At 73.0% G+C, this 23,313-nt stretch carries 17 protein-coding genes; 6 read left to right on the plus strand and 11 right to left on the minus strand.

Annotated elements, in window-relative coordinates:
* Positions 1 to 2 precede the first annotated feature (2 nt).
* Together ACWC5C_RS12740 and ACWC5C_RS12745 are read left to right on the plus strand one after the other, a co-directional pair.
* Positions 3 to 821 (plus strand): enoyl-CoA hydratase/isomerase family protein, encoded by an 819-nt coding sequence (locus ACWC5C_RS12740; RefSeq protein WP_450875446.1) that lies wholly within the window; start codon positions 3 to 5, stop codon positions 819 to 821.
* Positions 822 to 876: 55 nt separating this feature from the next.
* Complete coding sequence (locus tag ACWC5C_RS12745; protein WP_450875559.1) at positions 877 to 1,500, plus strand: flavin reductase family protein; 624 nt, start codon at positions 877 to 879, stop codon at positions 1,498 to 1,500.
* On the opposite strand, the gene ACWC5C_RS12750 is transcribed toward ACWC5C_RS12745, so the two are convergent.
* The gene (locus ACWC5C_RS12750) at positions 1,475 to 2,878 is read right to left on the minus strand and encodes an MFS transporter (protein WP_450875447.1); all 1,404 of its coding nucleotides are present in this window, start codon (positions 2,876 to 2,878) and stop codon (positions 1,475 to 1,477) included. The genes ACWC5C_RS12745 and ACWC5C_RS12750 overlap by 26 nt on opposite strands.
* Before the next feature lie 43 nt (positions 2,879 to 2,921).
* Between ACWC5C_RS12750 and ACWC5C_RS12755 the strand changes: the two genes are divergently transcribed.
* Positions 2,922 to 4,034, plus strand: a complete 1,113-nt coding sequence (locus ACWC5C_RS12755; protein ID WP_450875448.1) for a GlxA family transcriptional regulator — start codon at positions 2,922 to 2,924, stop codon at positions 4,032 to 4,034.
* Here the strand turns inward: ACWC5C_RS12755 and ACWC5C_RS12760 are convergent.
* Genes ACWC5C_RS12760 through ACWC5C_RS12775 form a run of 4 tightly spaced genes read right to left on the minus strand, consistent with a single transcriptional unit; the run spans position 3,956 to position 8,826 of the window.
* Positions 3,956 to 5,008: a Zn-dependent alcohol dehydrogenase gene (locus ACWC5C_RS12760; RefSeq protein WP_450875449.1), complete on the minus strand. Its 1,053-nt coding sequence runs from the start codon at positions 5,006 to 5,008 to the stop codon at positions 3,956 to 3,958. The genes ACWC5C_RS12755 and ACWC5C_RS12760 overlap by 79 nt on opposite strands.
* A gap of 40 nt (positions 5,009 to 5,048) precedes the next feature.
* Positions 5,049 to 6,527 (minus strand): aldehyde dehydrogenase family protein, encoded by a 1,479-nt coding sequence (locus ACWC5C_RS12765; RefSeq protein ID WP_450875450.1) that lies wholly within the window; start codon positions 6,525 to 6,527, stop codon positions 5,049 to 5,051.
* Positions 6,524 to 7,873: an acyl-CoA dehydrogenase family protein gene (locus ACWC5C_RS12770; protein WP_450875451.1), complete on the minus strand. Its 1,350-nt coding sequence runs from the start codon at positions 7,871 to 7,873 to the stop codon at positions 6,524 to 6,526. The genes ACWC5C_RS12765 and ACWC5C_RS12770 overlap by 4 nt, the downstream gene beginning before the upstream one ends.
* 41 nt (positions 7,874 to 7,914) lie before the next feature.
* Complete coding sequence (locus ACWC5C_RS12775) at positions 7,915 to 8,826, minus strand: SDR family oxidoreductase (RefSeq protein WP_450875452.1); 912 nt, start codon at positions 8,824 to 8,826, stop codon at positions 7,915 to 7,917.
* 111 nt (positions 8,827 to 8,937) lie between these two features.
* On the opposite strand from ACWC5C_RS12775, the gene ACWC5C_RS12780 reads away from it, so the two are divergent.
* Positions 8,938 to 9,864: a cyclase family protein gene (locus tag ACWC5C_RS12780; protein ID WP_450875453.1), complete on the plus strand. Its 927-nt coding sequence runs from the start codon at positions 8,938 to 8,940 to the stop codon at positions 9,862 to 9,864.
* Between the two features lie 253 nt (positions 9,865 to 10,117).
* Here the strand turns inward: ACWC5C_RS12780 and ACWC5C_RS12785 are convergent, their stop codons facing one another.
* The 3 genes from ACWC5C_RS12785 to ACWC5C_RS12795 all read right to left on the minus strand — a co-directional run bounded on the left by ACWC5C_RS12785 (position 10,118) and on the right by ACWC5C_RS12795 (position 13,357).
* Positions 10,118 to 10,720 (minus strand): ATP-binding protein, encoded by a 603-nt coding sequence (locus ACWC5C_RS12785; RefSeq protein ID WP_450875454.1) that lies wholly within the window; start codon positions 10,718 to 10,720, stop codon positions 10,118 to 10,120.
* Between the two features lie 484 nt (positions 10,721 to 11,204).
* Positions 11,205 to 12,191: an acyl-CoA dehydrogenase family protein gene (locus tag ACWC5C_RS12790; RefSeq protein WP_450875455.1), complete on the minus strand. Its 987-nt coding sequence runs from the start codon at positions 12,189 to 12,191 to the stop codon at positions 11,205 to 11,207.
* A 2-nt stretch (positions 12,192 to 12,193) separates the two neighbouring features.
* On the minus strand, positions 12,194 to 13,357 hold the full coding sequence (locus ACWC5C_RS12795; protein ID WP_450875456.1) for an acyl-CoA dehydrogenase family protein: 1,164 nt from the start codon (positions 13,355 to 13,357) through the stop codon (positions 12,194 to 12,196).
* Positions 13,358 to 13,490: 133 nt separating this feature from the next.
* Between ACWC5C_RS12795 and ACWC5C_RS12800 the strand changes: the two genes are divergently transcribed.
* A complete protein-coding gene (locus ACWC5C_RS12800; protein WP_450875457.1) occupies positions 13,491 to 15,038 on the plus strand; it encodes an AMP-binding protein in 1,548 nt (515 codons plus the stop codon).
* 6 nt (positions 15,039 to 15,044) lie between these two features.
* Here the strand turns inward: ACWC5C_RS12800 and ACWC5C_RS12805 are convergent, their stop codons facing one another.
* Positions 15,045 to 17,762 (minus strand): protein kinase, encoded by a 2,718-nt coding sequence (locus ACWC5C_RS12805; protein ID WP_450875458.1) that lies wholly within the window; start codon positions 17,760 to 17,762, stop codon positions 15,045 to 15,047.
* Positions 17,763 to 17,923: 161 nt separating this feature from the next.
* Positions 17,924 to 20,128 (minus strand): serine/threonine-protein kinase, encoded by a 2,205-nt coding sequence (locus ACWC5C_RS12810; RefSeq protein ID WP_450875459.1) that lies wholly within the window; start codon positions 20,126 to 20,128, stop codon positions 17,924 to 17,926.
* A gap of 212 nt (positions 20,129 to 20,340) precedes the next feature.
* Here ACWC5C_RS12810 and ACWC5C_RS12815 point away from each other — a divergent pair, with 212 nt between their 5' ends.
* Entirely contained in the window at positions 20,341 to 21,483 is a 1,143-nt protein-coding gene (locus ACWC5C_RS12815) for a serine hydrolase domain-containing protein (protein WP_450875460.1), read from the plus strand.
* Positions 21,484 to 21,501: 18 nt separating this feature from the next.
* Here ACWC5C_RS12815 and ACWC5C_RS12820 read toward each other — a convergent pair whose 3' ends face one another.
* Positions 21,502 to 23,208, minus strand: coding sequence for a glycerol-3-phosphate dehydrogenase/oxidase (locus tag ACWC5C_RS12820; RefSeq protein WP_450875461.1), 1,707 nt, complete (start codon positions 23,206 to 23,208; stop codon positions 21,502 to 21,504).
* Between the last annotated feature and the right edge of the window lie 105 nt (positions 23,209 to 23,313).

Here is a 23,313-nt window from a genome sequence, read left to right on the forward strand (position 1 = left end):
CCATGACGTCTCCCTCCCCCGAAGAAGTGCTCGATTCCGTTGTACGGCACGCCACTGACAACGGGGTCGCCTGGATCACCCTCGACCGCCCCTCCGCGCTCAACGCCCTCACCCCTGACCAGCGAGAACGCCTGATTTTCCGGCTCGATCAGGCCTCCGCCGACCCGGCCGTGCGGGCCGTCGTGCTCACCGCCACCGGCAGGGGCTTCTGCGCGGGCGCCGACCTGCGCGGCACCACCGCCGCCCCCGCCGAGCGGATCGCGGGCGATGTCGCGCGGCTGATCCGCGGCGGAGCGCAGCGGCTCATCACCGCCGTACTGGACTGCGAGAAACCCGTCATCGCCGCCGTCAACGGCACCGCCGCCGGGCTCGGCGCCCATCTCGCGCTCGCCTGCGATCTGGTCCTGGCCGCCGAATCGGCCACCTTCACCGAGGTCTTCGTACGCCGAGGACTCGTCCCCGACGGCGGCGGCGCCTACCTCCTCCCCCGGCTGATCGGCCCCCAGCGCGCGAAGGAGCTGCTGTTCTTCGGCGACGCGCTGCCCGCCGCCGACGCCGAGCGGCTGGGGCTGGTCAACCGCGTCGTACCGGACGGCGAACTCGCGAAGACCGCCCGCGCCTGGGCCGAACGCCTGGCCGCGGGCCCCACCCGCGCACTCGCCGCCACCAAGGCGCTGGTCAACGCCTCGCTGGAGTCCGGCCGGGCGGCCGCCTTCGCCGCCGAGGCGGCCGCGCAGGAGACCAACATGACCACGGCCGACGCGAACGAGGGCGTCCGTGCCTTCGTCGAACGCCGCACCCCGGTCTACCGGGGCCGCTGAACACACCACACCCCACGAACAGGAGAGACGCGGAACCATGATGGGACACGCCGGAATGGCCGCCACCGCCGTCCGCTATCTGCGCTCGGCGGGCTCACCCACCACCGCCGGGCCACCGCCACCGCCACCGCCCAGCGCGCGCCGCGCCCTGCGCGCCGTACAGGAGGATGAGCGCCCGCCGCTGCCCCCGGGGGAATTCCGCCGGGTGCTGGGCCACTTCGCGAGCGGCGTCACCGTGATCGCGACCACCGACGAGGCGGGCCCGACCGGCTTCGCCTGCCAGTCGTTCACCTCGCTGTCCCTCGACCCGCCGCTGATCGCCTTCATGGTGGCCCGTACGTCCACGACCTGGCCGCGCATCGCCCGCAGCGGCGTCTTCTGCGTCAGCGTCCTGGGCGCGGCGCAGGCCGGGCTGTGCCGGTCCTTCGCGGTCAGCTCGGCCGAGCGCCCGGACAAGTTCGCCGGTGTCCCCTATACCGCGTGCCCGGTGACCGGTTCGCCCCGTCTCACGGGCGCCCCCGCCTGGATCGACTGCACCATCCACACGGTCCACACCGGCGGCGACCATCTGGTGGTGGTGGGCCGGGTGTGCGCCCTGGACACCGACGAGCGGGCGGCGGCCGACGGTCCGCTGCTCTTCCACCGGGGCGCGTTCACAGGGCTGGCGCCGGGTCTTTAGCGGCACCCCGCCGGATCATCAGCGACATGAGCGCCGCGACCGCGCACAGTCCGCCCGCCCCGATCCAGACGAGGTCGTACGAGCCGAAGGCGTCCCGCGCCAGGCCCCCGAAGAACGCCACGAGCCCCGCGCCCACCTGGTGCGACGCCAGGACCCAGCCGAACACGATGGCGCTGTCCTCGCCGTACCACTCCCGGCACAGCGCGATCGTCGGCGGCACCGTGGCGACCCAGTCGAGGCCGTAGAAGACGATGAAGAAGATCATCGGCGGGTGCACCGCGTCGTCCAGCAGCAGCGGCAGGACCATCAGGGACAGCCCGCGCAGCGCGTAGTACAGGGCGAGCAGCCGCCGCGCGTCGAAGCGGTCGGTGAACCAGCCGGAGGCGATCGTCCCCACGATGTCGAAGACGCCGATCACCGCGAGCAGGCCCGCGGCCGCCGTCACCGCCATGCCGTGGTCGTGCGCGGCGGGCACGAAATGGGTCTTGACCAGGCCGTTCGTCGAGGCACCGCAGACCGCGAACGTCCCCGCGAGCAGCCAGAACGTACCGGTCTTGGAGGCCGAGACGAGGGCCGTCACCGCGCGCCGGGCGGCGCCCCGGTGCGGAGCGGGCCGGGGCGCGGGCGGGCCGTCGGCCCCGTACGCGGCGAGCCCCACGTCGGACGGGTAGTCGCGCAGGAGCAGCCATACGCAGGGCACGATGGCGAGCGCGGCGAGCGTGACGGTCATGGCGGCGGGCCGCCAGTCGTGCTGCCGCTCGATGATCCAGGAGAGCAGCGGCAGGAAGACGAGCTGCCCGGACGCCCCGCCCGCGGTGAGGATGCCGGTGACCAGGCCGCGCCGGGCGGTGAACCACCGGTTGGTGACGGTCGCGGCGAAGGCGAGCGCCATGGACCCGCTGCCGAGGCCGACGAGCACGCCCCAGCACAGGATGAGCTGCCAGGGGGCGGTCATGAAGACCGTGAGACCGCCGCCGATCGCGATGACCATCAGCGCGGCGACGACGACCTTGCGGACGCCGAAACGGTCCATCAGGGCGGCGGCGAACGGCGCGGTGAGCCCGTAGAGCGCGAGGTTGACCGAGACGGCGAACCCGATGGTGCCGCGCGACCAGCCGAACTCCTCATGGAGCGGGTCGATCAGCAGTCCGGGCAGGGAGGCGAATCCGCCCGCCGCGACGATCGTCACGAAGGTGACGGCGGCGACCAGCCAGGCCCGGTGCGGACGGCGTCGGCGGGTCCGCGGCTTCTCGTCCTGTCCGGGGGCCTGGTGTTCGAGGGCCTGCTGCCCGGAGGCCTGGGAAGGTCTGGTTGTCTGCGTCACCTGACCAGCATCGGGCGGCGGTTCACGGCGGACGAGTGGCCCGTGGGACAGCATTCGCTAGGATCGGGCCACACTGCCGCGACGGGAGGCCGGATCCATGACCCAGCCCGGAACGACCGAAAAGCCCCATCGGGTCGTCGTGCTCGCCCTGCCCGGCGTGATCCCCTTCGAGCTGGGCATCCCCTACCGGATCTTCGGCCAGGCCCGCTCCGCCGGACGGCCGCTGTACGAGGTGGTGGCCTGCACCCCCGAGCCCGGTCCGGTCGCCACCGACGCCGACTTCCCCATCCTGGTCGAGCGGGGCCCGGAGACCCTGGCAGAGGCGGACACCATCGTGGTGCCCGCCTCGTACAGGCTCGGGCCGGTCGTGCAGGAGGGACGGCTGACCGCACCGCTCGCCGCCGCCCTCGCCCGTGCCCGCCCCGGCGTCCGCTGGGTGTCCATCTGCACCGGCTCGTACGTGCTAGCCGCCGCCGGACTGCTCGACGGCCGCCCCGCCACCACCCACTGGGCCTCCTCCGACCACTTCCAGCGGCTCTTCCCGTCCATCGCGGTCGACCCGGATGTGCTGTTCGTGGACGACGGCGACGTCCTCACCTCCGCCGGAGTCGCCTCCGGCATCGACCTGTGTCTGCACCTCGTACGGCGCGACCACGGCACCGCCGTCGCCAACAAGGTCGCCCGGCGCAGCCTGGTGCCGCCGCACCGCGACGGCGGCCAGGCCCAGTACATCCGGCGTCCGGTGCCCGCGCCCCAGCAGGCCACCACCACCGCCGCCCGCGCCTGGGCACTGGGCCGCCTCGACCGTCCCCTCACCCTGCGCGACCTGGCCGCACAGGAGTCGATGAGCGTGCGCACCTTCACCCGCCGCTTCCGCGAGGAGGTCGGCGTCAGCCCCGGCCAGTGGCTGACGCAGCAGCGGGTGGAGCGGGCCCGGCATCTGCTGGAGGACACGGATCTGTCGGTGGACCAGGTCGCGCGGGACGCGGGCTTCGGCACACCCGCGTCGATGCGGCAGCATCTGCAGACCGCGCTCGGGGTCTCCCCCACCGCGTACCGGCGCACCTTCCGGGCCTGCGCCTCCGCCTCCGGCTCGGGGGACGGGCCCGTTCAGCCGGAGGGCGGGCCCGTTCAGAACGTGAGCACGGCACGCGCCACCCGTCCGCCGCGTGCGTCGTCCACGGCCCTGGGGAAGTCCTCCACCGGGTAGACGCGGGTGACGAGTTCGTCCAGCAGCAGCCTGCCCTGCCGGTACAGCTCCGCGTACAGGGCGATGTCGCGCTGTGGGCGGGAGGATCCGTAGCGGCAGCCCAGGATGGACTTGTCCAGGTAGAGGGTGGAGACCCGGAAGGCCGCCTCGGCGTCCGCGGGCGGGACCCCGAGCAGCACCGCCTGGCCATGCCGGTCGAGGAGGTCGACGGCCTGCCGGATGAGCCGGGTAGAGCCGACGCATTCGAAGGCGTGGTCGGCGCCGGTGGGCAGGATCTCCCGTACGGCGTCGGGGTCACCGGCGAAGTGGGTGGCGCCGAAGCGCCGGGCCAGCGGCTCCTTGGCCGGGTTGTTGTCGACGGCGACGATGGTGGTCGCCCCGGCGATCCGGGCCCCCTGGAGGACGTTGAGTCCGATGCCGCCGGTGCCGATGACGACGACCGACTCGCCACGGTCCACCCGGGCCCGGTTGAGGACGGCGCCGACGCCGGTGAGGACGCCGCAGCCGATGAGGGCGGCCGAGGTGAGCGGGATCTCGTCCGGGATCTTCACCGCCTGGACGGCCGTGACCAGGGTGCGCTGCGCGAACGCCGAGTTGGAGGCGAAGTTGAACAGCCGCTCGCCGCCTTCGCGGCGGAAGGGGCGGCCCGGTCTGCCGATCGCGGCACGGCACATGGTGGGGCGGCCCCGGTCGCAGTCGGCGCAGGTACCGCAGTTGGCGAGGGTGGAGAGGGCGACGTGGTCGCCGGGGGCGACATGGGCGACGCCGGGGCCGACCGCCTCGACCACGCCCGCGCCCTCGTGACCGAGCACCACCGGCACGGGAAACGGAATGGTGCCGTCGATGACGGACAGATCGCTGTGGCACAGCCCGACGGCGGCCACGGCCACCAGCACCTCGCCCGGCCCCGGGTCGCGTACCTCCAGGTCATCGACCACCTGTGGCCCCACGCCGTCGAACACGACACCTCGCATGCCGCCCTCCCCCTCTCCTCCTCGTCTCCCGGCTCTTTCGTCAGGAGGCCCAGACCACCGACTGGAGTTCGCTGTACGCGTGCAGCCCGAACGAGCCGCCGTCGCGGCCGACTCCGCTGTGCTTGAAGCCGCCGAACGGGGTCTCGGGGTGGCGCTGAACGGTGTTGATGCCGACGTTTCCGCTGCGCAGCCGGGCGGCCAGGGCCCAGGCGCGGCCCGTGTCGGCGCTGAAGACGTAGTCGTAGAGGCCGTACGAGGTGCCGTTGGCGATCCGCACCGCCTCGTCCTCGTCGTCGAAGGGCAGGGCGACGACGACGGGGCCGAACAGCTCCTCGCGGGCCACGGCCATGCCGGGCTCGGCGTCGGCGACGAGGGTCGGCGCGACGTAGAACCCGGGCTTGACGGCGGGGCGTTCACCGCCGGTGACGATGCGGGCGCCCTGCTCACGGGCCCCGGCGAGGTACGCCTCGACCCGGTCGCGCTGCCCCGCGGAGATCAGCGGACCCACCACCGTGGAGTTATCCACAGGGTCCCCCACGGTCAGTGACTTTGCGTAATCTGTGAGTGCGGCGACCACCCGCTCGTACAGCGATCGATGTACGAGCACCCGAGTCGGCGCCGTGCAGATCTGCCCGCTGTGGAAGGAGAAGGTCGAACCGACCGCCCCGACCGCCGACGCGATCACTCGCTTGTCGGCGTCCCCAAGGACGATGGCCGCACCCTTGCCCCCCAGTTCCATCAGGGTGCGTTTCATCGAGTGGCCTGCGGATTCGGCGATCTTCTTCCCCACGGCGGTGGATCCGGTGAAGCTGACCATGTCGACACCGGGGTGCGCTACCAGCGCCTCGCCGACGGCCGCGCGCGAGCCGGTGACGACATTGAAGACACCGTCCGGGAGACCGGCCTCGGCCAGCAGCGGGCCGAGTTCGAGACAGGCCAGCGGGTCCTGCGGGGCCGGTTTGGCGACGACCGTATTGCCCATGGCGAGCGCCGGGGCGACCTTGCCCGCGAGATTGGCGAGGGGAAAGTTGTAGGAGGTGATACAGGCGACGACACCCACCGGACGGCGGACCGCCGCCGCGCCGATCAGCCCGCCGGGCGCCAGCGGGCTGGCGGCGACCGGCAGCGGGGCGAGCGGGACGGTGTCCGGTTCCATGGCGCCGCGCGCGTAGCGGCGGAAGCGGTCGGCCGCGGGGGGCACTTGGAGGGCCGCGGTGACCCGCAGCGTCGCGCCCGTCTCCGCCTGGACGAGGGGCACCAGGTCGGGGGCGCGCTCGGCGAGCAGGTCGGCCGCGCGGTCGAGTATGGCGGCGCGCTCCCGGGGGGCGGTGCGCGACCAGCCGTCGTACGCGGCCCGCGCGGCCCGCACCGCGGCGTCGGCGTCGGCCTCGTCGGCCTCGGGCGCCCGGCCGACGGTCTCCTCGGTGGCCGGGTTGACGACCGCGTAGTGCCCGGCGCCGGGCGCCCGCCAGGAGCCGCCGATCCAGTGCCCGTACGTCTTCCGCTCGTACGTCTTCATCGGGGCTCCCTCGGGAGGTGGAGTACGCGCTCGGCGATGATGTTGCGCTGGATCTCGTCCGAGCCGCCGTAGATGGTGTCGGCGCGGGAGAAGAGGAAGAGGCGCTGCGCGGCGTCGAGTTCATACGGCCGCCCCTCGGTCCAGCGCACGGGCCCGAGCGCGGCCGCGGTGCCCCGCACTCGTACGGCCAGCTCGCCGAGCCGCCGGTGCCAGCCGCCCCACAGCAGCTTGGCCACACTGGGCGCCCCGGCGTCATGCGGCGCGGCGTCATGCGGCGCGGGCCGGTGCGGCGCGGGCCGGTGCGGCGTGGATCGGTGGGGAGGGGAGGCGGAGGAGGTGGGAGGGGAGGGGGTGGGAGTGGGGCCCCCGGGGGTGGGATTCCGGGCAGCGCCCAGCGTGCGCAGGGCGTTCCAGCGCATGACCTTCAGCTCGGCCCATTGCTGGATCAGCTGGTCGCGCAGGACGGGTTCGCGGGCGGCGCCGTTGTCCAGGGCCTGCCGTATGACGCGGTCGAGTTCCTGGGCGAAGCCGATCTGCTGGACCAGGGTGGAGACTCCGCGTTCCACGGCGAGCAGGCTCATGGCCACGCTCCAGCCCCGGCCCGGGCCGCCGACGAGGTGGTCGGGGTGGGCGAGGGCGCCGTCGAAGAACACCTCGTTGAACTCCGCGGTGCCGGTGAGCTGCCGGATCGGCCGGACCTCGATGCGCCCTGGCTGGTCCATCGGCACCAGCAGGAAGGACAGGCCGTGGTGGCGTTGTGAGCCCTCCTCGGTGCGGGCCAGGACGAAGCACCAGTCGGCTTCGCGGGCGTGGGAGGTCCAGATCTTCTGGCCGGTGACGCGGTAGGTTCCGTCGCCCGGGTCGCGGACGGCGCGGGTGCGCAGGGCGGCGAGGTCGGAGCCCGCGTCGGGTTCGCTGTAGCCCTGGCACCAGAGTTCCTCGCCGCGGGCGATGAGGGGCAGGAAGCGGGCGCGCTGGGCGGGGTCGCCGTGGGTGAGCAGGGTGGGGGCGAGGAGGTTCTCGCCGATGTGGCCGAGTCGGGCGGGGGCTCCGGCGCGGGCGTATTCCTCGGCCCAGACGACCTGTTGGGTGAGGGTGGCGGCCCGGTTTCCGTAGGTGCCGTGGGTGCGGTCCCAGCCGAGCCCGATCCAGCCGCCGTCGCCCAGTTCGCGTTCCCAGGCGCGCTGGGCGGTGGCGGCGGCTGCGACATCAGCGGCGACATCAGCGGGGGCGGCTGCGGCGGCGGCGTTCGCGGGTTCGGTGACGCGGCCGGTCAGATGGGCGTCGAGCCAGGCGCGGGCCTCGTCGCGGAAGTGTTCGTCACCGGGCCCGAAGGCGAAGTCCACGGCCTCTCCCCTTCCTCACATCGCACGGTGGGCGCGCACGTTCACGCGTTGGGGCGCTGGTCGGCCGCGGCGGCCCGGGCCATGGCGTCGAGCCGGGCCAGCAGCGGCATGGGGTCGGTGCCGACCGTGCCGGGCAGGAAGTCGGCGATCTTCTCCGGGGTCCAGGCGCCCTCGGTGTATCCCGCGCGCAGTTCCCTGGGCTGGGCCCAGACCGCGATCTTGGGGCCCGCGATCGTGTAGACCTGTCCGGTGATCGGCTCCGCGCGGGCCTGTTCGCTCAGCAGGTAGACGACCAGGGCGGCGACGTCCTCCGGTTCGCCGATCTCCTTCAGTTCCATCGGCACGTTGGCGGACATGCGAGTACGGGCGACCGGGGCGACGCAGTTGGCGGTGACGCCGTATTTGTGCAGGCCGAGGGCCGCGCTGCGGACCAGCGAGATGATGCCGCCCTTGGCCGAGGCGTAGTTGGCCTGGGCGACGCTGCCCTGGTGGTTGCCGCTGGTGAAGCCGATCAGGGTGCCGGAGCGCTGCCGCCGCATCACCGCGGACGCGGCGCGGAAGACGGTGAAGGTGCCCTTGAGGTGGGTGGCGACGACCGGGTCCCACTCCTCCTCGGTCATGTTGAAGAGCATCCGCTCGCGCAGGATTCCGGCCACGCACACCACACCGTCGAGCCGTCCGAACCGGTCGACGGCGGTGTCCACGATCCGCTGGCCACCGGCCATGGTGGAGACGTCGTCGGCGACCGCGACGGCCTCCGCGCCCGCCGCCGCGATCTCCTTGACCACCGCTTCGGCGATCTCGCTGGTGGGTTCGCCGCCTTCGATCGAGACGCCGTAGTCGTTGACGACGACCTTCGCGCCCTCGGTCGCGCAGGCGAGGGCCACGGCGCGTCCGATGCCGCGCCCGGCCCCGGTGACGGCGATCACCTTGCCGTCCAAGAAGTTGGCCACGTCGCGTCCCCTCTCGGAGTTTCTGACGGACCGTTAGATTTTTGAGCAGACCCGCCCCGAGTACAAGCCCTGGAACGGAACCGACCGAACGGATCCTCCCGAGGAGGCGCCATGCCGCTGCCGCCCGAGTTCCACGACATCGCCCAGCGCGTCAACAACTGGGGCCGCTGGGGCGCCGACGATGAGATCGGCACGCTCAACCTGATCACCGACGCGGTGGTCCGGGACGCCGCCGCGGCGGTGCGCACCGGCCGCCGCGTCCCGCTCGCGGTTCCGCTGCGCCAGGACGGCATCCAGACCGGGCTGATCCCCGGACGGGTCAACCCGCTGCACACCATGGTCGCCGTGAACGCCGAGATGTTCGGCCCGGATACGGTCGCCACCAGCGACGACGCCGTGACGATGGGGCTGCAGGCCGGTACCCACTGGGACGGTCTCGCCCATGTCTCGCACTCCGGCCGGATCTACAACGGCCGCCCCGCCGCCTCCGTCACCGCCCATGGCCGCGCGGCCTTCAGCGGCATCGACACGGCGCGGCACATCGTCTCGCGCGGGGTGCTGCTCGATGTCGCGCGCGCCCGGGGAGCGGACCGGCTGCCCGAGGGACACGCCGTCACCCCCGAAGACCTCGCCGCCGCCGAGGAACTGGCCCGGGTCACGGTCCGGCCCGGCGACATCGCGCTCGTACGGACCGGGCAGATGCAGCGCTATCTGGCGGGCGAGCGGGAGGCGTACGCGTTTCCGTCGCCGGGTCTGTCGATCCGCACACCCGAGTGGTTCCACGCCCGTGACGTGGCCGCGGTCGCCAACGACACACTCGCCTTCGAGATCTACCCACCGGAGATCGAGAACCTGTGGCTGCCCGTCCACGCCCTCGACCTGGTCGAGATGGGCATGCCGCAGGGCCAGAACTGGAACCTGGAGGAGCTGTCGGCGGCCTGCGCCGAGGAGGGCCGCTACACCTTCCTGCTGTCGGCCACGCCCGAGCCGTTCACCGGCGGGACCGGCGCCCCGGTCGCGCCCGTGGCGATCCTCTGACATCAGGGGCGCGAGGGGACGGGCGGGGCGGACGGGCGGGATAGGTCTATCGGGCGGCGGTGCGCTCATGCACACCCCGAGCACGGCATCGCGCACCGCCACCCGGCTCCGGCGCCGAGCCCTGATCAGGCGCCGGGCCGCGACCCGCACTCGCCAAGGTACGGCCGCGTGAACACATGGTTCACACAGGCCACATAGCCCTCGGCGTCCCCTCGCGACGAATCGCTGATCCTAGAGTGATCACTCGGCCACGTCACGTCAACACCTGGTCTGGACTTTGTGGGGTCCGACCCAGAGGTGAGGGAGCGCGGGAGGTGCCATGCCCCGTCAGAAGAGGCTTCTCGCGCGCCCCGTGATCGTCGCGCTCCGCGCGCTCCGCGCCGTCCGCGCACTCGTCCCGCCGCTCGCGGTCGATTTCGCACCAGATGCGCTTGCCCGCACCCTCGGGCTGCCAGCCCCAGCGGTCCGCGAGGCCGTCGACCAGCTCCAGCCCGCGGCCGTTGGTGGCCTCCTCGTCGGCGCGGCGCTGACGCGGTGCGCGGGCGCTGGCGTCCGCGACCTCGATCCGCACCGCGCCCAGCTCGGGCCCCTTGTCCGTTGACGGCTCCGCGGAGCCCTCGTCGCCGCCCCCACCCGTGCCGGTCTGCGCGGGAAAGCGCATGCGCAGCACGGCCGGACAGCCGGTGTGCACCACGGCGTTGGTGACGAGTTCGGAGATGAGCAGGATCAACGTCTCGGCGAGCGGCTCATCGGCCCCGATACCGGACCCGGCGAGCCGCGAACGCGCCCACCGACGGGCGCGGCTCACCTCCGCGGGGTCGGGCCGGACCTCCATCTGCATCTGAAGCACCTGCACCGCTCACACCATCCGAACCGGCGGACACATCGCCTCATACCTCCAAGAGGTCCTCCAGGAGGTCACGGAACGTGACTCTCCCCCGGCTGCCGCCGGGAGGTACCCCCTTGCGAGAGAGCATGGTTGACGTACAGTCACCCCAACAAGCGCTTCGGTCATATTCCAGCGCCAAGGAGTATGCGTGGGGCATACTGTGCGACGCACGCCCCGAGGACTCGAACAGCGAGGCATCGCCGGAGCGAGCCCCGTACGAGCGGGGCACATCGGTGTGCCCGGAGTCGCCCCACGGGCCACGCCGGGTTCGTTGTACCCCAAAACCGCTCGCACCCAACGGAGAGTACCCGAGCCGGAGCCCGACTCCCTCCTGTGACGAGTCACGCCTAGGAAACAACCCGATATCAACGCTCGGTCACCTCAAAGCCTCGGGGGATCTCCCCCAGAGAATGCGACATCCCAACAATTCAGGCGTATCCATGGAGCCCGGTTACAAACCTGTTTCGCCGGTCAACAGGAGTCCGGCGGCGAGTTCCTCCTCTGCCGCGGCCGCCGTCTGCCACTGTTCGGCGCGCACCCAGGCCCGTTTGAGGTGCAGATGGACATCGGCTTCCCAGGTGAAACCCATCCCACCGTGCACCTGAAGGCAATCGCGGGCGTTACGGACGGCCGCCTCGTCGGCGAGCACGGTGGCGGCGGCGATGTCACCCGCCTCTTCTGTGACCGCGGCGGCGTACACCACACTTCTGGCTGATTCGGCACGCACGAGCATCCGCGCGCACAGATGCTGTACGGCCTGGAAGGCGCCGATCGGACGGCCGAACTGCGAGCGCGCCGTGGCGTGGTCGACCGCCATCCGGACCGTACGGGAGGCGCTGCCGAGCTGTTGGGCGGCGGTCAGCAGGGCCGCCTCGCGGCGCAGCCGGGCGGCCACCCCGCCGACCGCGATGGCGCCCGTGCTCGCGGCCACCCCGTCCACCCGGTGCAGCGGTGTGGCCGGGTCCACGGAACGTATCGGCCGTGCCGCGTCCGCGAGCGCGGCCGCCGGACGCACCCCGGCGTCCTCGCCGTTCAGCACCAGCACGGCGTCCGCCGACGCCAGATGCTCCACCAACCCATCCCCCGCGCCCAGGTCCAGCGCGGTGACCACGGCGGCCCCCTCGGCGGCATCGGCGGCGCCCAGGCCCGCCGCGAGCTGGGTGGCGACCAGCGGCCCCGGGAGCAGCGCCCGGCCCGCCTCCTCCATGGCCAGCACCGCCTCCGGGAGTCCGAGCCCCACCCCGCCCGCCGCCTCGGGCAGCCGCAGCGCGAAGAACCCGGCCGTGCCCAGCTCCCGCCACAGCGCACGGTCCACCACCGCGGCGTCCCCCTGGCCGTCCACGACCGCCCGTAACCGGTCCCGGGGGAAGCGCCGTTCCAGCAGTTCGCGCGTCCCGTCCCGCAGCGCCCGCTGGTCGTCGTCAAGCCGAAAGTCCACGGTCATCGCCCCTTCGGCAGGCCGAGGATGCGCTCGGCGACGATGTTGCGCTGGATCTGCGAGGTTCCGGCCGCGATGGTGTACGAGAGGGACGACAGCCGGTCCGCGACCCATGCGTGCCCGGCGTCCAGCGCGTCCGGGCCCAGCACCTCGGCGGCCGCCTCGTACAGCTCCTGCCGTACCTCCGAGAAGCGGAGCTTGAAGACCGAGCCGCCGACGCCCGGCACCCCGCCGGTGCGCTGCGCCTCGCTCACGTTCCACTGGGTGAGCCGCCACAGCGCCGCGCAGTCGGCCCCGAGCCGTCCCAGCCGCCGCCGCAGTACGGGGTCGTCCCAGCGCCCGTTGGCCTTGGCGGTACGGGCCAGCGCCGCCAGGACCCGTCGGCAGGCGACGACCTCGCCGACGAAGGCCGTGCCGCGCTCGAAGGAGAGGGTCACCATGGTCACCCGCCAGCCGTCGTTCTCGTCCCCGATCCGGTGGTCGACGGGCACCCGCACCTCGTCCAGGAAGACCTCGGCGAACTCGGCGGTCCCGGCGAGGGTGCGCAGCGGCCGTACGGTCACGCCGGGCGCGTCCATCGGCAGCGCGAGCCAGGTGATGCCCCGGTGTTTCGGTGTGTCGGGGTTTACGGGCGTGGTGCGCACCAATAGTTCGCACCAGTCGGCGATCTCGGCGTGCGAGGTCCAGATCTTGCCGCCGCTGACGATGTAGCTGTCGCCGTCCCGTACGGCCCGGGTGCGCAGGGCGGCGAGGTCGGATCCGGCGTCGGGTTCGGAGAAGCCCTGGCACCAGACCTGGTCGCCGCGGAGGATCGGCGGCAGCCAGCGGGCCCGCTGGGCGGGTGTGCCCTCGGCGGCGATGGTGGGGCCCGCGTGCAACAGGCCGACGAAGTTGGCGCCGACGTAGGGCGCGCCCGCGCGTTCGGTCTCCTCCAGGAAGATCAAGTGCTGGGTGGGGGTGGCGCCCCGGCCCCCGGCGTCCTTAGACCAGTGGAGTCCGGCGTATCCGGCGTCGTACAGCATGCGCTGCCAGCCGCAGTCGTAGGCGCGGCGGGCGGGCCAGTCTGCGGGGTCGGGGCGGTCCGGCAGGGTGGGGAGGACGTCCGCGAGCCAGGCGCGCAGTCCGTGCCGGAAGTCCTCCTCGTCCTCGGTGAAGGCGAGATCCATCGGCGGCCGTCCTCCCTCTTCTGAAGCGGCCTTCTGATGTGCTTTTCTGATGTGGCTTCCTGACGAGGCGTCAGATCAGGCGGCAGAGGAAGGCTAGTCCGCACCCCCTGGACCGACAAGACGGGAGGCCGGGATGACCGACACCGCACACGCCCTCGGCACATCGGCGACGCTGTGGGAACTGCTGGAGCGGCGCGCCGCGCTCACCCCGGACGCCACCGCGCTGATCCAGGCCGCCGCCAGCGGCCGACACGACCGGAGGCTGACCTTCCGCGCCCTGCTCACCCGCGCGGAGCGCACGGCGGCCGGGCTGTACGCGATGGGTGTGGGCCCCGGCAGCCGGGTCGCCTGGCAGCTGCCCACCCGGCTGGAGACGGTCGTGCTGACCATGGCGCTGGCCCGGCTGGGCGCCGTACAGACCCCGCTCATCCCGTACTACCGCGACCGCGAGGTGGGGTACGCGCTACGGGCGTCCGGCGCGCGGTACTTCGCCGTCCCCGGGGTCTGGCGCGGCTTCGACCATGCGGCGATGGCGCACCGGCTGGGCGCCCGGCTGCCGCAGCCGCCGCACGTCTTCGAGGCGTACGACGCGCTTCCGGTCGCCGACCCGAAGGCGGCGAAGCTGCCGCCGCCGCCCACCGACGGGACCGCCGTCCGCTGGATCTACTGGACCTCGGGCACCACCTCCGACCCCAAGGGGGTGCTGCACACCGACCGCAGCCTCATCGCCGCCGGATCGTGCCTCGCCCACGCGCTGCGGCTCAGACCCGACGACGTCGGGTCGATGGCCTTCCCGTACGCCCATGTCGCCGGGCCCGACTACACGGTGATGCTGCTGCTGTACGGCTTCCCCGCCGTGCTGCTGGAGCACTTCGCGCTGCCGGACTCCCTCTCCGCGTACCGGCGGCACGGGGTGACGGTCGCGGGCGGCAGCACCGCCTTCTACTCCATGTTCCTGGCGGAGCAGCGCAAGGACCCCGCGCACAAGCTCATCCCGACGCTGCGGCTGCTGGCCGGTGGCGGCGCCCCCAAACCGCCCGAGCTGTACTACGAGGTGGTGCGGGAGCTGGGGTGCCGCCTCACCCACGGGTACGGGATGACCGAGGTTCCCATGATCACGATGGGGTCGCCGGACGACGGTGACGAACTGCTGGCGACGACGGAGGGCCGCCCGCCCGCGGAAATGGAGATCCGCGTCGTGGACGGGGAGGTGCGGCTGCGGGGTGAGGCGGTGTGCGCCGGATATCTGGACGAGGCGCAGACCCGGGAGGCGTTCGACGCGGACGGCTTCTTCCGCACCGGCGATCTCGGCCAGCTGACGGCAAGCGGTCATCTCGTGCTCACGGGGCGCGCCAAGGACATCATCATCCGTAAGGGCGAGAACATTTCCGCGAAGGAGATCGAGCAGCTGCTGTACCGGCATCCGGATGTGGGGGATGTGGCGGTCATCGGCCTGCCGGACGCGGAGCGCGGCGAGGTGGTGTGCGCCGTGGTGGAGCAGCCGGTGGGGGCGGCGCCGCTGACGGTGGAGGGCGTCGGGTCCTATCTGCGGAACGTGGGGCTGTCGGTGCACAAGGTGCCGGAGAGGGTGGAGGTGGTGGACGCGCTGCCGCGCAACGAGACGCTGCGGAAGGTGCTGAAGTACCGGCTGCGGGAGCGGTTCGGGGGCGCGGTCCGTTAGCTGGTGTCAGCCCGATGTGCTGTAGGTGGCCGTCGCCTGCTCGAAGTGCTGGTTCACCGCGCGGCGCTCATCGGCCGGGCCTATCGCCAGGACCACGTGATAGCGCCCGCCGATCAGCATCGCCGAGTTGCGCGCGTACACATCGCGGCCGCTGCTGTCCCGCCAGCTGAACTGCCCCTCGGCCATCGCCGTCCGCCCGACGTCGATCCGCTTCAGCCCCGAGGACGACGCCCACGCCGAGTCGCGGAAGGCGGCCAGTTCGGCCTCCCGGTTCTGCTGGTACGCCATCGGGTCGGCGCCGTAGTCGGACACCTTGTCGCGCCCGGCCACGATCACCAGCTCGATGTCGCCGCCGATGTAGCGGACCTGCCCGCGCGCGTTCTCCCCGCGCCGGGTCCAGTCCTCGTCGACGGCGACGGTGAAGCCCTTCGGGTCCTTGCGGACCTCGAAGCCCTTGGCGAGACCGGCCGGTTCGGTGGACTGGGGCTCATCGGAGCCCGCTTCCTCCGTGCCGCCGCCCTGGTCGGCCTCGCCGCCCGCGCCGGACGACGGTGACGCCGGGTCGTGGGGGGCGCTGGGCGCCGGGCTCCCGGCGCCCGCCGAGCCCGTACGGTCCTGACTGCCGGTGTCGTCGGCGCGCGGCATGAACATCATCGCGTACAGCACCGCCGCCGCCAGACCCAGCAGTATCAGCAGGAGCAGCATCCGCCCCAGCCTGCGCGGCTTGCGGCCCGAGGGCTGCTCCGCTCGCGGGGCCGGGCCCGGTTCGCGCGCGGGCTTCGCCCGCTTGTGCCGCGCATGCGCGGCCGCCGTCCGCTCGGGGCGGTCCCGCCGGTCGGGGCGCACCCGCTCGGGACGGCCCCGGCCCTTGCGCACCAGCCAGCCCCGGCGGCGCACGATCGGCAGCCGACTGGGATCGGACGCCCCGCCCGGACCGATCGACGGAACGGTGACCGTACTGCTGCCGACGTCCGGCTCCGGCGCCGACCTGATCAGCGAGCGCAGCCAGCCGCGCAGCTCCTCGAAGCCGGGCCGCTCGGTGGGGTCCTGGCGCATCAGCGACTCGACGACGGGGCGCAGCGGACCGCACTCCTCCGCGTACGCGGGCGCCTCGGCGCACACCATCTGCACCAGCTCGGCGGCGTTCTCCTCCGGGTACGGGGCGTGGCCCTGGACGGCGCGGAAGAGCAGCACGCCGAGCGCCCACAGGTCGGCGGCCGGGCCGACGGGCGGCGCCAGCTGCCAGTTCTCGTGTACGGGTCCGGCCTGCTCGGGCGCCCAGCGCTCGGTGACGGCGCCGACCACGACGATCCGCGCCTGCCGGGCCCGTTCGGCGGCGAGCGCGGTGGCGGGGCCGCGCGGCGGGGCGCCGCCCGCCGTGCCGCCGCTGTCCCAGGAACCGCCGCCGCTCTCGCCGTTCGGCTGCCGGGGGACCGTAGCGCCTTCCGGTGTGGGGGAAGCGGAATGGGAAGCGGAACCAGAAGCGGAATCGAAACCGGAGGCGGAGGCGGGCCAGGGCGCGCCGCCCGTGAGCGGCCCAGGCTCCTGGGCGGCGGAGGCGGGGTGCTGGGGTGCGTCGGCGTTGGCCCGGGCGGCGGCCGCGCGGGCTCCCGCCGCGTACGCGGCGATGGCCTTCGCCCGCGCCGCGCGCGCGGCCGCCCCCTGCGCGTCGTCCGTGGCGCCGCCCTTGGGGTCGTCCCCGGCGCCCTGCACCGGGATGTGCCCGGTCCCGTCGGCGGCCCATTCGGCTTCCGGTTCCGGCCCGTCCCAGCCGCCTGGCGCGGTGCCGAAGCCGGTGCCGGTGTCGGTGCCGGTGTCGATACCGGTGCCCAGGCCGTTGAAGTCCGGGCGGCGGCCGTGGTGTTCATGCGGTCCGGCCGACCCGGCCGACTCCGGATAGCCGTATGCCCCGGCCCCATGGTCGCCGTCGCCCGCGCCGCGCGGACCGGGGAAGCCGCCCGCCGCGCCCTGGTCGCGGTAGACCGGGCCCTGATCGTGGTACCCCGGGCCCCGCGCGCCGGGACGCTCGTGCGGGTCGGCGCTCTCGTAGCCGTGCGGCAGCGCCGGGGTGGGGGTTGTGGGGGGCGCACCGCCGTAGCCCTCGTCCTCAGCGGTCGCGCCGCCGTCCATCGGCCTCGGCACCGGGTCGTAGCCGCACAGCGCTTCCTCCGCCGCACCCGCCGCCAGGCCCGTCAGCATCGCGCGGCCGTCGTCGCACAACAGCACCGTGCGGGTGGTGATGTTGCGGTGCGTCCAGCCGTGGGCGTGGAGCGCGCGGAGCGCCGTCAGCACGTCGCTGGCGACCTCGGCGGCGCGGTGCGGGGAGAGATTCTGCTCGGCGAGCAGCGCGGCGAGCGGGCGCCCTGCGACGAGTTCGCTGACGATCCACAGGCTTCCGGCCTCCGTGAAGACGTGGAAGACCTGGCCGAGCGCCGGGTGGTCGGGGACCTGCGCCGCGGCGGTCGCCGCGTCCAGGGCGCGCCGTACGGCGGGGTCGCCCGCGCCCCGGGCGGTACGGGACGCTCCGTTGAGCGCCCCGCCCGGGTGGCCGTCGTCGTCGACGACTTCGGCGTCGACGACCTCCGGAAGCGGTATCTGCCGCAGATGGACCGGCTGTCCGCTGTAGGTGTCGAAGGCGCGGGTCTCGGTGAACTCGTACTCGTCGGCGGGCGGCACGGGCAGGCGATACCGGTCGGCCAGCACCCGGCCCGCGTACTCGTCCACGACGCCTCCCCTCGCGCACGATCAGCGCGTTCAACGTCCCTTATGCGATCAGCACAGCACCAAGCCGTCAATTATGGTCGTTTTGGCGGGTTCATGCGACTGCGCACGGTCTACGGGCACTCACGATACGGGCCCGCGCGACGCTTCGCCGTCAGGAGTGCTCAGTCCGTGATGTCGAAGGTTTTGAACGCCGTGTCGCGCAGCGTCCGGCACTCCTTCTCGTCCCACTTGCTCGCCTCGCAGGTGATCATGATGGAGAAGCCGTGGCTGTCGTCCACCTTGAAGCCGCGGTTGAGCACCCGTACGTGCTTACCGTCCTGGTCACGCTCGAACTGCCAGTCCGCGACGGTCGGGTAGCCCCGCCACTGGACCGACTTGATGCCGAGGCCCTTGTACCCGGACATGCTGCTCCGCGCGGCGGACTCGCCCTTGCGCCACTCGGCCGCCGCGTCGGACTTCGGGGAGGAGGTGAAGTCGATCTGGATACGCGGGATGCTGGAGCCGCCGTAGTACTTTCGGCTGCCGCTGTAGCTCCCGGGGTGCACCGACCATCCCTTGGGCATCGCCATGGTGAAGGGGAAGTCGGAGCTGTTGACGGTCTCGTAGCCGCCCGGCACGGAGGCACCCTTGCCCTCCTCCTTGCCGCCGCTTCCGCCGTCGTCCCCGCTGCCGCCCTTGCCCTCGTCCTTGCCCTTGCCGCCGTCGTCGTCCGCGTCGTCGCCCTTGGACTTCTCGGCGTCGGTCTGTTCCGTCGAGCCGCCGGACGTCTTGCCGTCCGGGGCCGTGCTGTTCGTCCCGCCGGACGCACCGGCGTCCTTGCCGCTCTGCCGGTCGTCCGACGCACCGGCAGAGGCTGATGCCTTGGCACCGGACGCGCCCTTGGACTTGTCGCCGTCGTCACCACCGCTGAAGGCGATGGCGAGCACGGTGCCCACGATGACGACCACGACCACCGCGATGATGATCAGCGTCCGCTTGGACACCACATCGGTGATCGGGGCGCGCGGCGGCACCGGACGATACGGGCTGGACCCGCCGTCGGGCTGCCCGGAACCGGAAGCGGAGGACGAAGAGGAGGCGGAAGCGGAACCGGAAGCAGCCGAACCGGCGGCGGCCGCTCGCTTCTTCGAGGACCCAGACGGCTCAGAGGACCCGGAGAACTCGGAAGACCCAGCGGTCGGCCAGGACAGCGAAGGCTTCGAGGGCTTCGAGGGCTCTGAGGGCTCCGAGTCCTTCGCGGCCGTCGAGGACCCGGCGGCCCCAGAGGAGGACTTCGTGGACGCGGCGGACTTCGAGGAGGACTCGGCCTTCTTCGCCGTCTCCGGCTTCTTCGCCGTCTCCGCCTTCTTCGCCGGGGCCGCCTTCTGGTCGGCCTTCGCGTTCCGTACGGACTTCAGCGCACCCCGGGCGCGCTCCGCGACCGCCGCGGACTTGACCCCCGCGGCCGTCTCGTCCTCCGCCGAGGGGGCGGGCGGCAAGGTCATCGTGCGGGTCGCGTCGGCGGGGACCGCCTTGGCCGTGTCCTCCGGGGCGCTCAGCGCGTGCTCCAGCAGCGCCCGCGCCCCCGCGTCGTCCAGCCGCTGGTCGGGGTCCTTGTTGAGCAGGCCGTAGATGACCTCCTCCAGCGGGCCCGCGTTCTTCGGCGGCTCGACCGGCTCGGTCATCACAGCGGTGAGGGTCGCTATGGCCGTGCTCTTGTCGTACGGCGGTACGCCCTCGACCGACGCGTACAGCAGGCCGCCCAGGGACCACAGGTCGGACGGCGGGCCGGGCTTGTGGCCGCGGGCCCGCTCCGGGGAGATGTAGGAGGGCGCGCCGACGAGCATGCCGGTGGAGGTGACGGACGGGTCGCCCTCGACCTGGGCGATGCCGAAGTCGGTGAGGACGACGCGGCCGTCGTCCGAGATCAGCACGTTGGACGGCTTCACGTCGCGGTGCAGGATGCCCGACTGGTGCGCGGCGCGCAGCACGTCGAGGACGGCGAGCCCGACCTCGGCGGCGCGCTGCGGGGTGAGCGGCCCGTCGTCCCGGACGGCATCGGCGAGCGAACGGCCCTCGATCAGCTCCATGACGATCCACGGGCGGTCGTCCTCGTCGACCACGTCGTAGACGGTGACGGCACCGTTGCTGCGGATCCGGGCGATCGCCTTCGCCTCGCGCAGCGTGCGGGTGATGAGCCGTCTCTTCTCGTCTTCCTCGACGCTGGACGGGAAGCGCAGCTCCTTGACCGCGACCGTACGGCCGAGGGTCTGGTCGCTCGCGCGCCAGACCGTGCCCATGCCGCCCTGACCGAGGATCTCCCCCAGCCGGTAACGCCCGGCGAGGAGGCGCCCAGTCGAACCCTGCGTCTTCTCAGCCTCCGACATGCGACCCCTCTGCGAATCAACCCACCCTGAACCCACCCTGGGAGAGCCCCCATTGTCTCTCATCCACGACCCCGGGAAAGCCCGGGGTCCGGGCGTGGAGCGGGCACGGTGCGGCGGCCGTCCCGGCACCTGCGAACATCGGAGGGTCCGCAGGGAACGGAAAGGCCCGTGTCATGCCCATCTCCGCCATACGATGGCACAGGCGAGGCCGGATGCCGACCGCCGTGGCGCTGGTCGCGGCCATGGGCGTCGCGCTGACGGGCTGTACGGCGAACACGGACGCCCGCGCGAGCGTGAGCGGTGACAGCCGGAGGTCCGCCGCGCGGGCGGAGCACCGCACCCTCACGGCGGCCCTGCGGCGGCTGGTGACCGACGGCGCGGCGCCCGGCGCCGCAGCGCTGGTCCGGGACGGGGGCGCGGCCCGGTTCAGCACGACGGGAGTCGCGGACACCCGGAGCGGGCGGCGCATCGAGCGGGACGATCACTTCCGCGCGGGCAGCGTCACCAAGACCGTCGTCGCGGCGCTGACGCTGCGGCTGGCCGCCGAGGGCAGGCTCGACCTGTCCGATCCCGTCGAGAAACATCTGCCGGGGCTGATACGCGGCCAGGGCAACAATGGCCGAAAAATCACCCTGCGCCAGCTCCTCACCCACACCAGCGGGCTGTTCGACTACACAGAGGACCCGGTGCTGGCCCGTCAGCTGACCGCCCCGAACGACACGACGACCCACAGCCCCGCCTCCCTCGTACGGACCGCCCTCACCCACCGGCCCGGCTTCGCGCCCGGGGCGACGTGGCGTTACTCCAACACCAACTACGTGCTGCTGGGCATGATCGTCGAGCGGGTCACGGGCCGCCCGTACGCCGCCGAGGCCCGGCGCCGGGTGCTCGCCCCGCTCGCGCTGCACGACACGTCGTTCCCCGGCACCCGCACCACCCTCCCGGCCCCGCACGGCCACGGGTACGACGCCCGGCGGGGCGGGGCCTGGCGGGATGTCACCGACCTGGATCCGTCGTCCGCCAGTGCGGCGGGCGAGATGATATCCACGCTGGACGACCTGTCCCGGCTGCTCGGCTCACTGCTGCGCGGCCGCGCGGTGCCGCAGGCCCAACTGCGGCGGATGGAGGACACCTCGGCGTCCGGCGGCCGGTACGGGATGGGCCTGTTCCCGGTGCGGCTGTCGTGCGGGACGACGGTCTGGGGGCACAACGGGCAGGTCAACGGCTCGTACGCGCTGGCCGTGGCCACCCGCGACGGCCGCCGCACTCTCGTCTACCGCCTCAACAGCGCCGGGCCGCCGGACCCGGACGCCGAGACGGCCCTGCTCACGGCGGAGTTCTGCGCGGGCCGATAGCCCCGCCACGGGTATCCCCTACAGCGGCACGATGTCCGGGGCGCCCAGCCGCGCCGCGTCCGCCGTCAGGTCGTCCGGCTGCCGCTGCGATTCGCGCTCCGCCTCCACCCGCTTCTCGTAGTGCTCGACCTCCTTGTCGATCTGCTCCGGTCCCCAGCCCAGCACCGGCGCCATCAGCTCGGCCGCCTCGCGGGCGCCCCGGGTGCCCCGGTCGAAGGTCTCGATGGAGATGCGGGTGCGCCGGGTGAGGACGTCGTCCAGGTGGCGGGCGCCCTCGTGGGAAGCGGCGTAGACGACCTCGGCGCGCAGATAGTCGTCGGCGGCGGTGAGCGGTTCGGCGAGCGACGGATCGGCGGCGATCAGCTCCAGGACCTCCTCGGCGAGCGCGCCGTACCGGTTCAGCAGGTGTTCGACGCGGGCGACGTGCAGCCCGGTGCGCTTGGCCATGCGTGCCCGCGCGTTCCACAGCGCCGTGTAGCCGACGGCGCCGACCAGCGGCACCTCCTCGGTGACGCACGGCCCGACCCGCCGGTCGAGGCCGTGCACCGCCTCGTCCACGGCGTCCTTGGCCATGATCCGGTACGTCGTGTACTTGCCGCCCGCGACCACCACCAGGCCCGGCGCCGGGTGGGCGACCGTGTGCTCGCGCGAGAGCTTGCTGGTCGCGTCCGACTCCCCGGCCAGCAGCGGGCGCAGCCCGGCGTAGACGCCCTCGACGTCGTCGCGGGTCAGCGGCACCGCGAGCACCTCGTTGACGTGCTCCAGCAGATAGTCGATGTCGGCGCTGGACGCGGCCGGGTGCGCCTTGTCGAGGTCCCAGCCGGTGTCGGTGGTGCCGATGATCCAGTGCCGCCCCCACGGGATCACGAACAGGACGCTCTTCTCGGTGCGCAGGATCAGCCCGGTCGTGGAGTGGATGCGGTCCCGGGGCACGACCAAGTGGATGCCCTTGGACGCGCGTACGTGGAACTGGCCCCGCTCCCCGATCAGCGCCTGGGTCTCGTCCGTCCACACCCCGCTGGCGTTCACCACCTGGCGGGCCCGGACCTCGAACTCGCCGCCCTGCTCCAGATCGTGCACCCGGGCCCCGACGACGCGCGCCCCCTCGCGCAGGAAGCCGACCACCCGGGCCCGGTTGGCGACCTGCGCGCCGTACCGGGCGGCGGTGCGCACCAGGGAGGTGACGAAGCGCGCGTCGTCCACCTGCGCGTCGTAGTACTGGAGCGCGCCGACCAGGGCGTCCTTGCGCAGGCAGGGGGCGACGCGCAGCGCGCGGGTGCGCGAGAGATGGCGGTGGACGGGCAGCCCGCGGCCGTGCCCTGAGGAGATCGACATCGCGTCGTAGAGCGCGACGCCCGCCCCGGCGTACGCCCGCTCCCAGCCCCGGTGCTTGAGCGGATAGAGGAACGGGACGGGCTTGACCAGGTGCGGGGCGATCCGCTCCAGGAGCAGCCCGCGCTCCTTCAGCGCCTCTCTGACGAGGGCGAAGTCGAGCATCTCCAGGTAGCGCAGGCCGCCGTGGACCAGTTTGCTGGAGCGGCTGGAGGTGCCGGAGGCCCAGTCCCTGGACTCGACCAGCCCGGTCTCCAGGCCGCGGGTCGCGGCGTCGAGCGCGGTGCCCGCGCCGACCACGCCACCGCCCACGACCAGCACGTCCAGTTCACGGTCCGCCATCCGGGCCAGCGCCTGACCGCGCTCGGCCGGTCCCAGTGCCGGTGTGTTCACCGCTGCCTCCCGTAGTGATCGACGTCACGACGCTCGCCTGCCGATTTTCCTGGCTTTCTCCTCGCCGTGCCATGCCTGGACCGGGCCCATACGCCCGGCCCGCTG

Source organism: Streptomyces sp. NPDC001700, assembly GCF_053596435.1.

Coding starts and splice junctions, on each gene's coding strand:
- ACWC5C_RS12740 (WP_450875446.1), top strand. CDS start 3: ATGACGTCTCCCTCCCCCGAAGAAGTGCTCGATTCCGTTGTACGGCAC.
- ACWC5C_RS12745 (WP_450875559.1), top strand. CDS start 877: ATGGCCGCCACCGCCGTCCGCTATCTGCGCTCGGCGGGCTCACCCACC.
- ACWC5C_RS12750 (WP_450875447.1), bottom strand. CDS start 2,878: ATGCTGTCCCACGGGCCACTCGTCCGCCGTGAACCGCCGCCCGATGCT.
- ACWC5C_RS12755 (WP_450875448.1), top strand. CDS start 2,922: ATGACCCAGCCCGGAACGACCGAAAAGCCCCATCGGGTCGTCGTGCTC.
- ACWC5C_RS12760 (WP_450875449.1), bottom strand. CDS start 5,008: ATGCGAGGTGTCGTGTTCGACGGCGTGGGGCCACAGGTGGTCGATGAC.
- ACWC5C_RS12765 (WP_450875450.1), bottom strand. CDS start 6,527: ATGAAGACGTACGAGCGGAAGACGTACGGGCACTGGATCGGCGGCTCC.
- ACWC5C_RS12780 (WP_450875453.1), top strand. CDS start 8,938: ATGCCGCTGCCGCCCGAGTTCCACGACATCGCCCAGCGCGTCAACAAC.
- ACWC5C_RS12795 (WP_450875456.1), bottom strand. CDS start 13,357: ATGGATCTCGCCTTCACCGAGGACGAGGAGGACTTCCGGCACGGACTG.
- ACWC5C_RS12800 (WP_450875457.1), top strand. CDS start 13,491: ATGACCGACACCGCACACGCCCTCGGCACATCGGCGACGCTGTGGGAA.
- ACWC5C_RS12810 (WP_450875459.1), bottom strand. CDS start 20,128: ATGTCGGAGGCTGAGAAGACGCAGGGTTCGACTGGGCGCCTCCTCGCC.
- ACWC5C_RS12815 (WP_450875460.1), top strand. CDS start 20,341: ATGCCGACCGCCGTGGCGCTGGTCGCGGCCATGGGCGTCGCGCTGACG.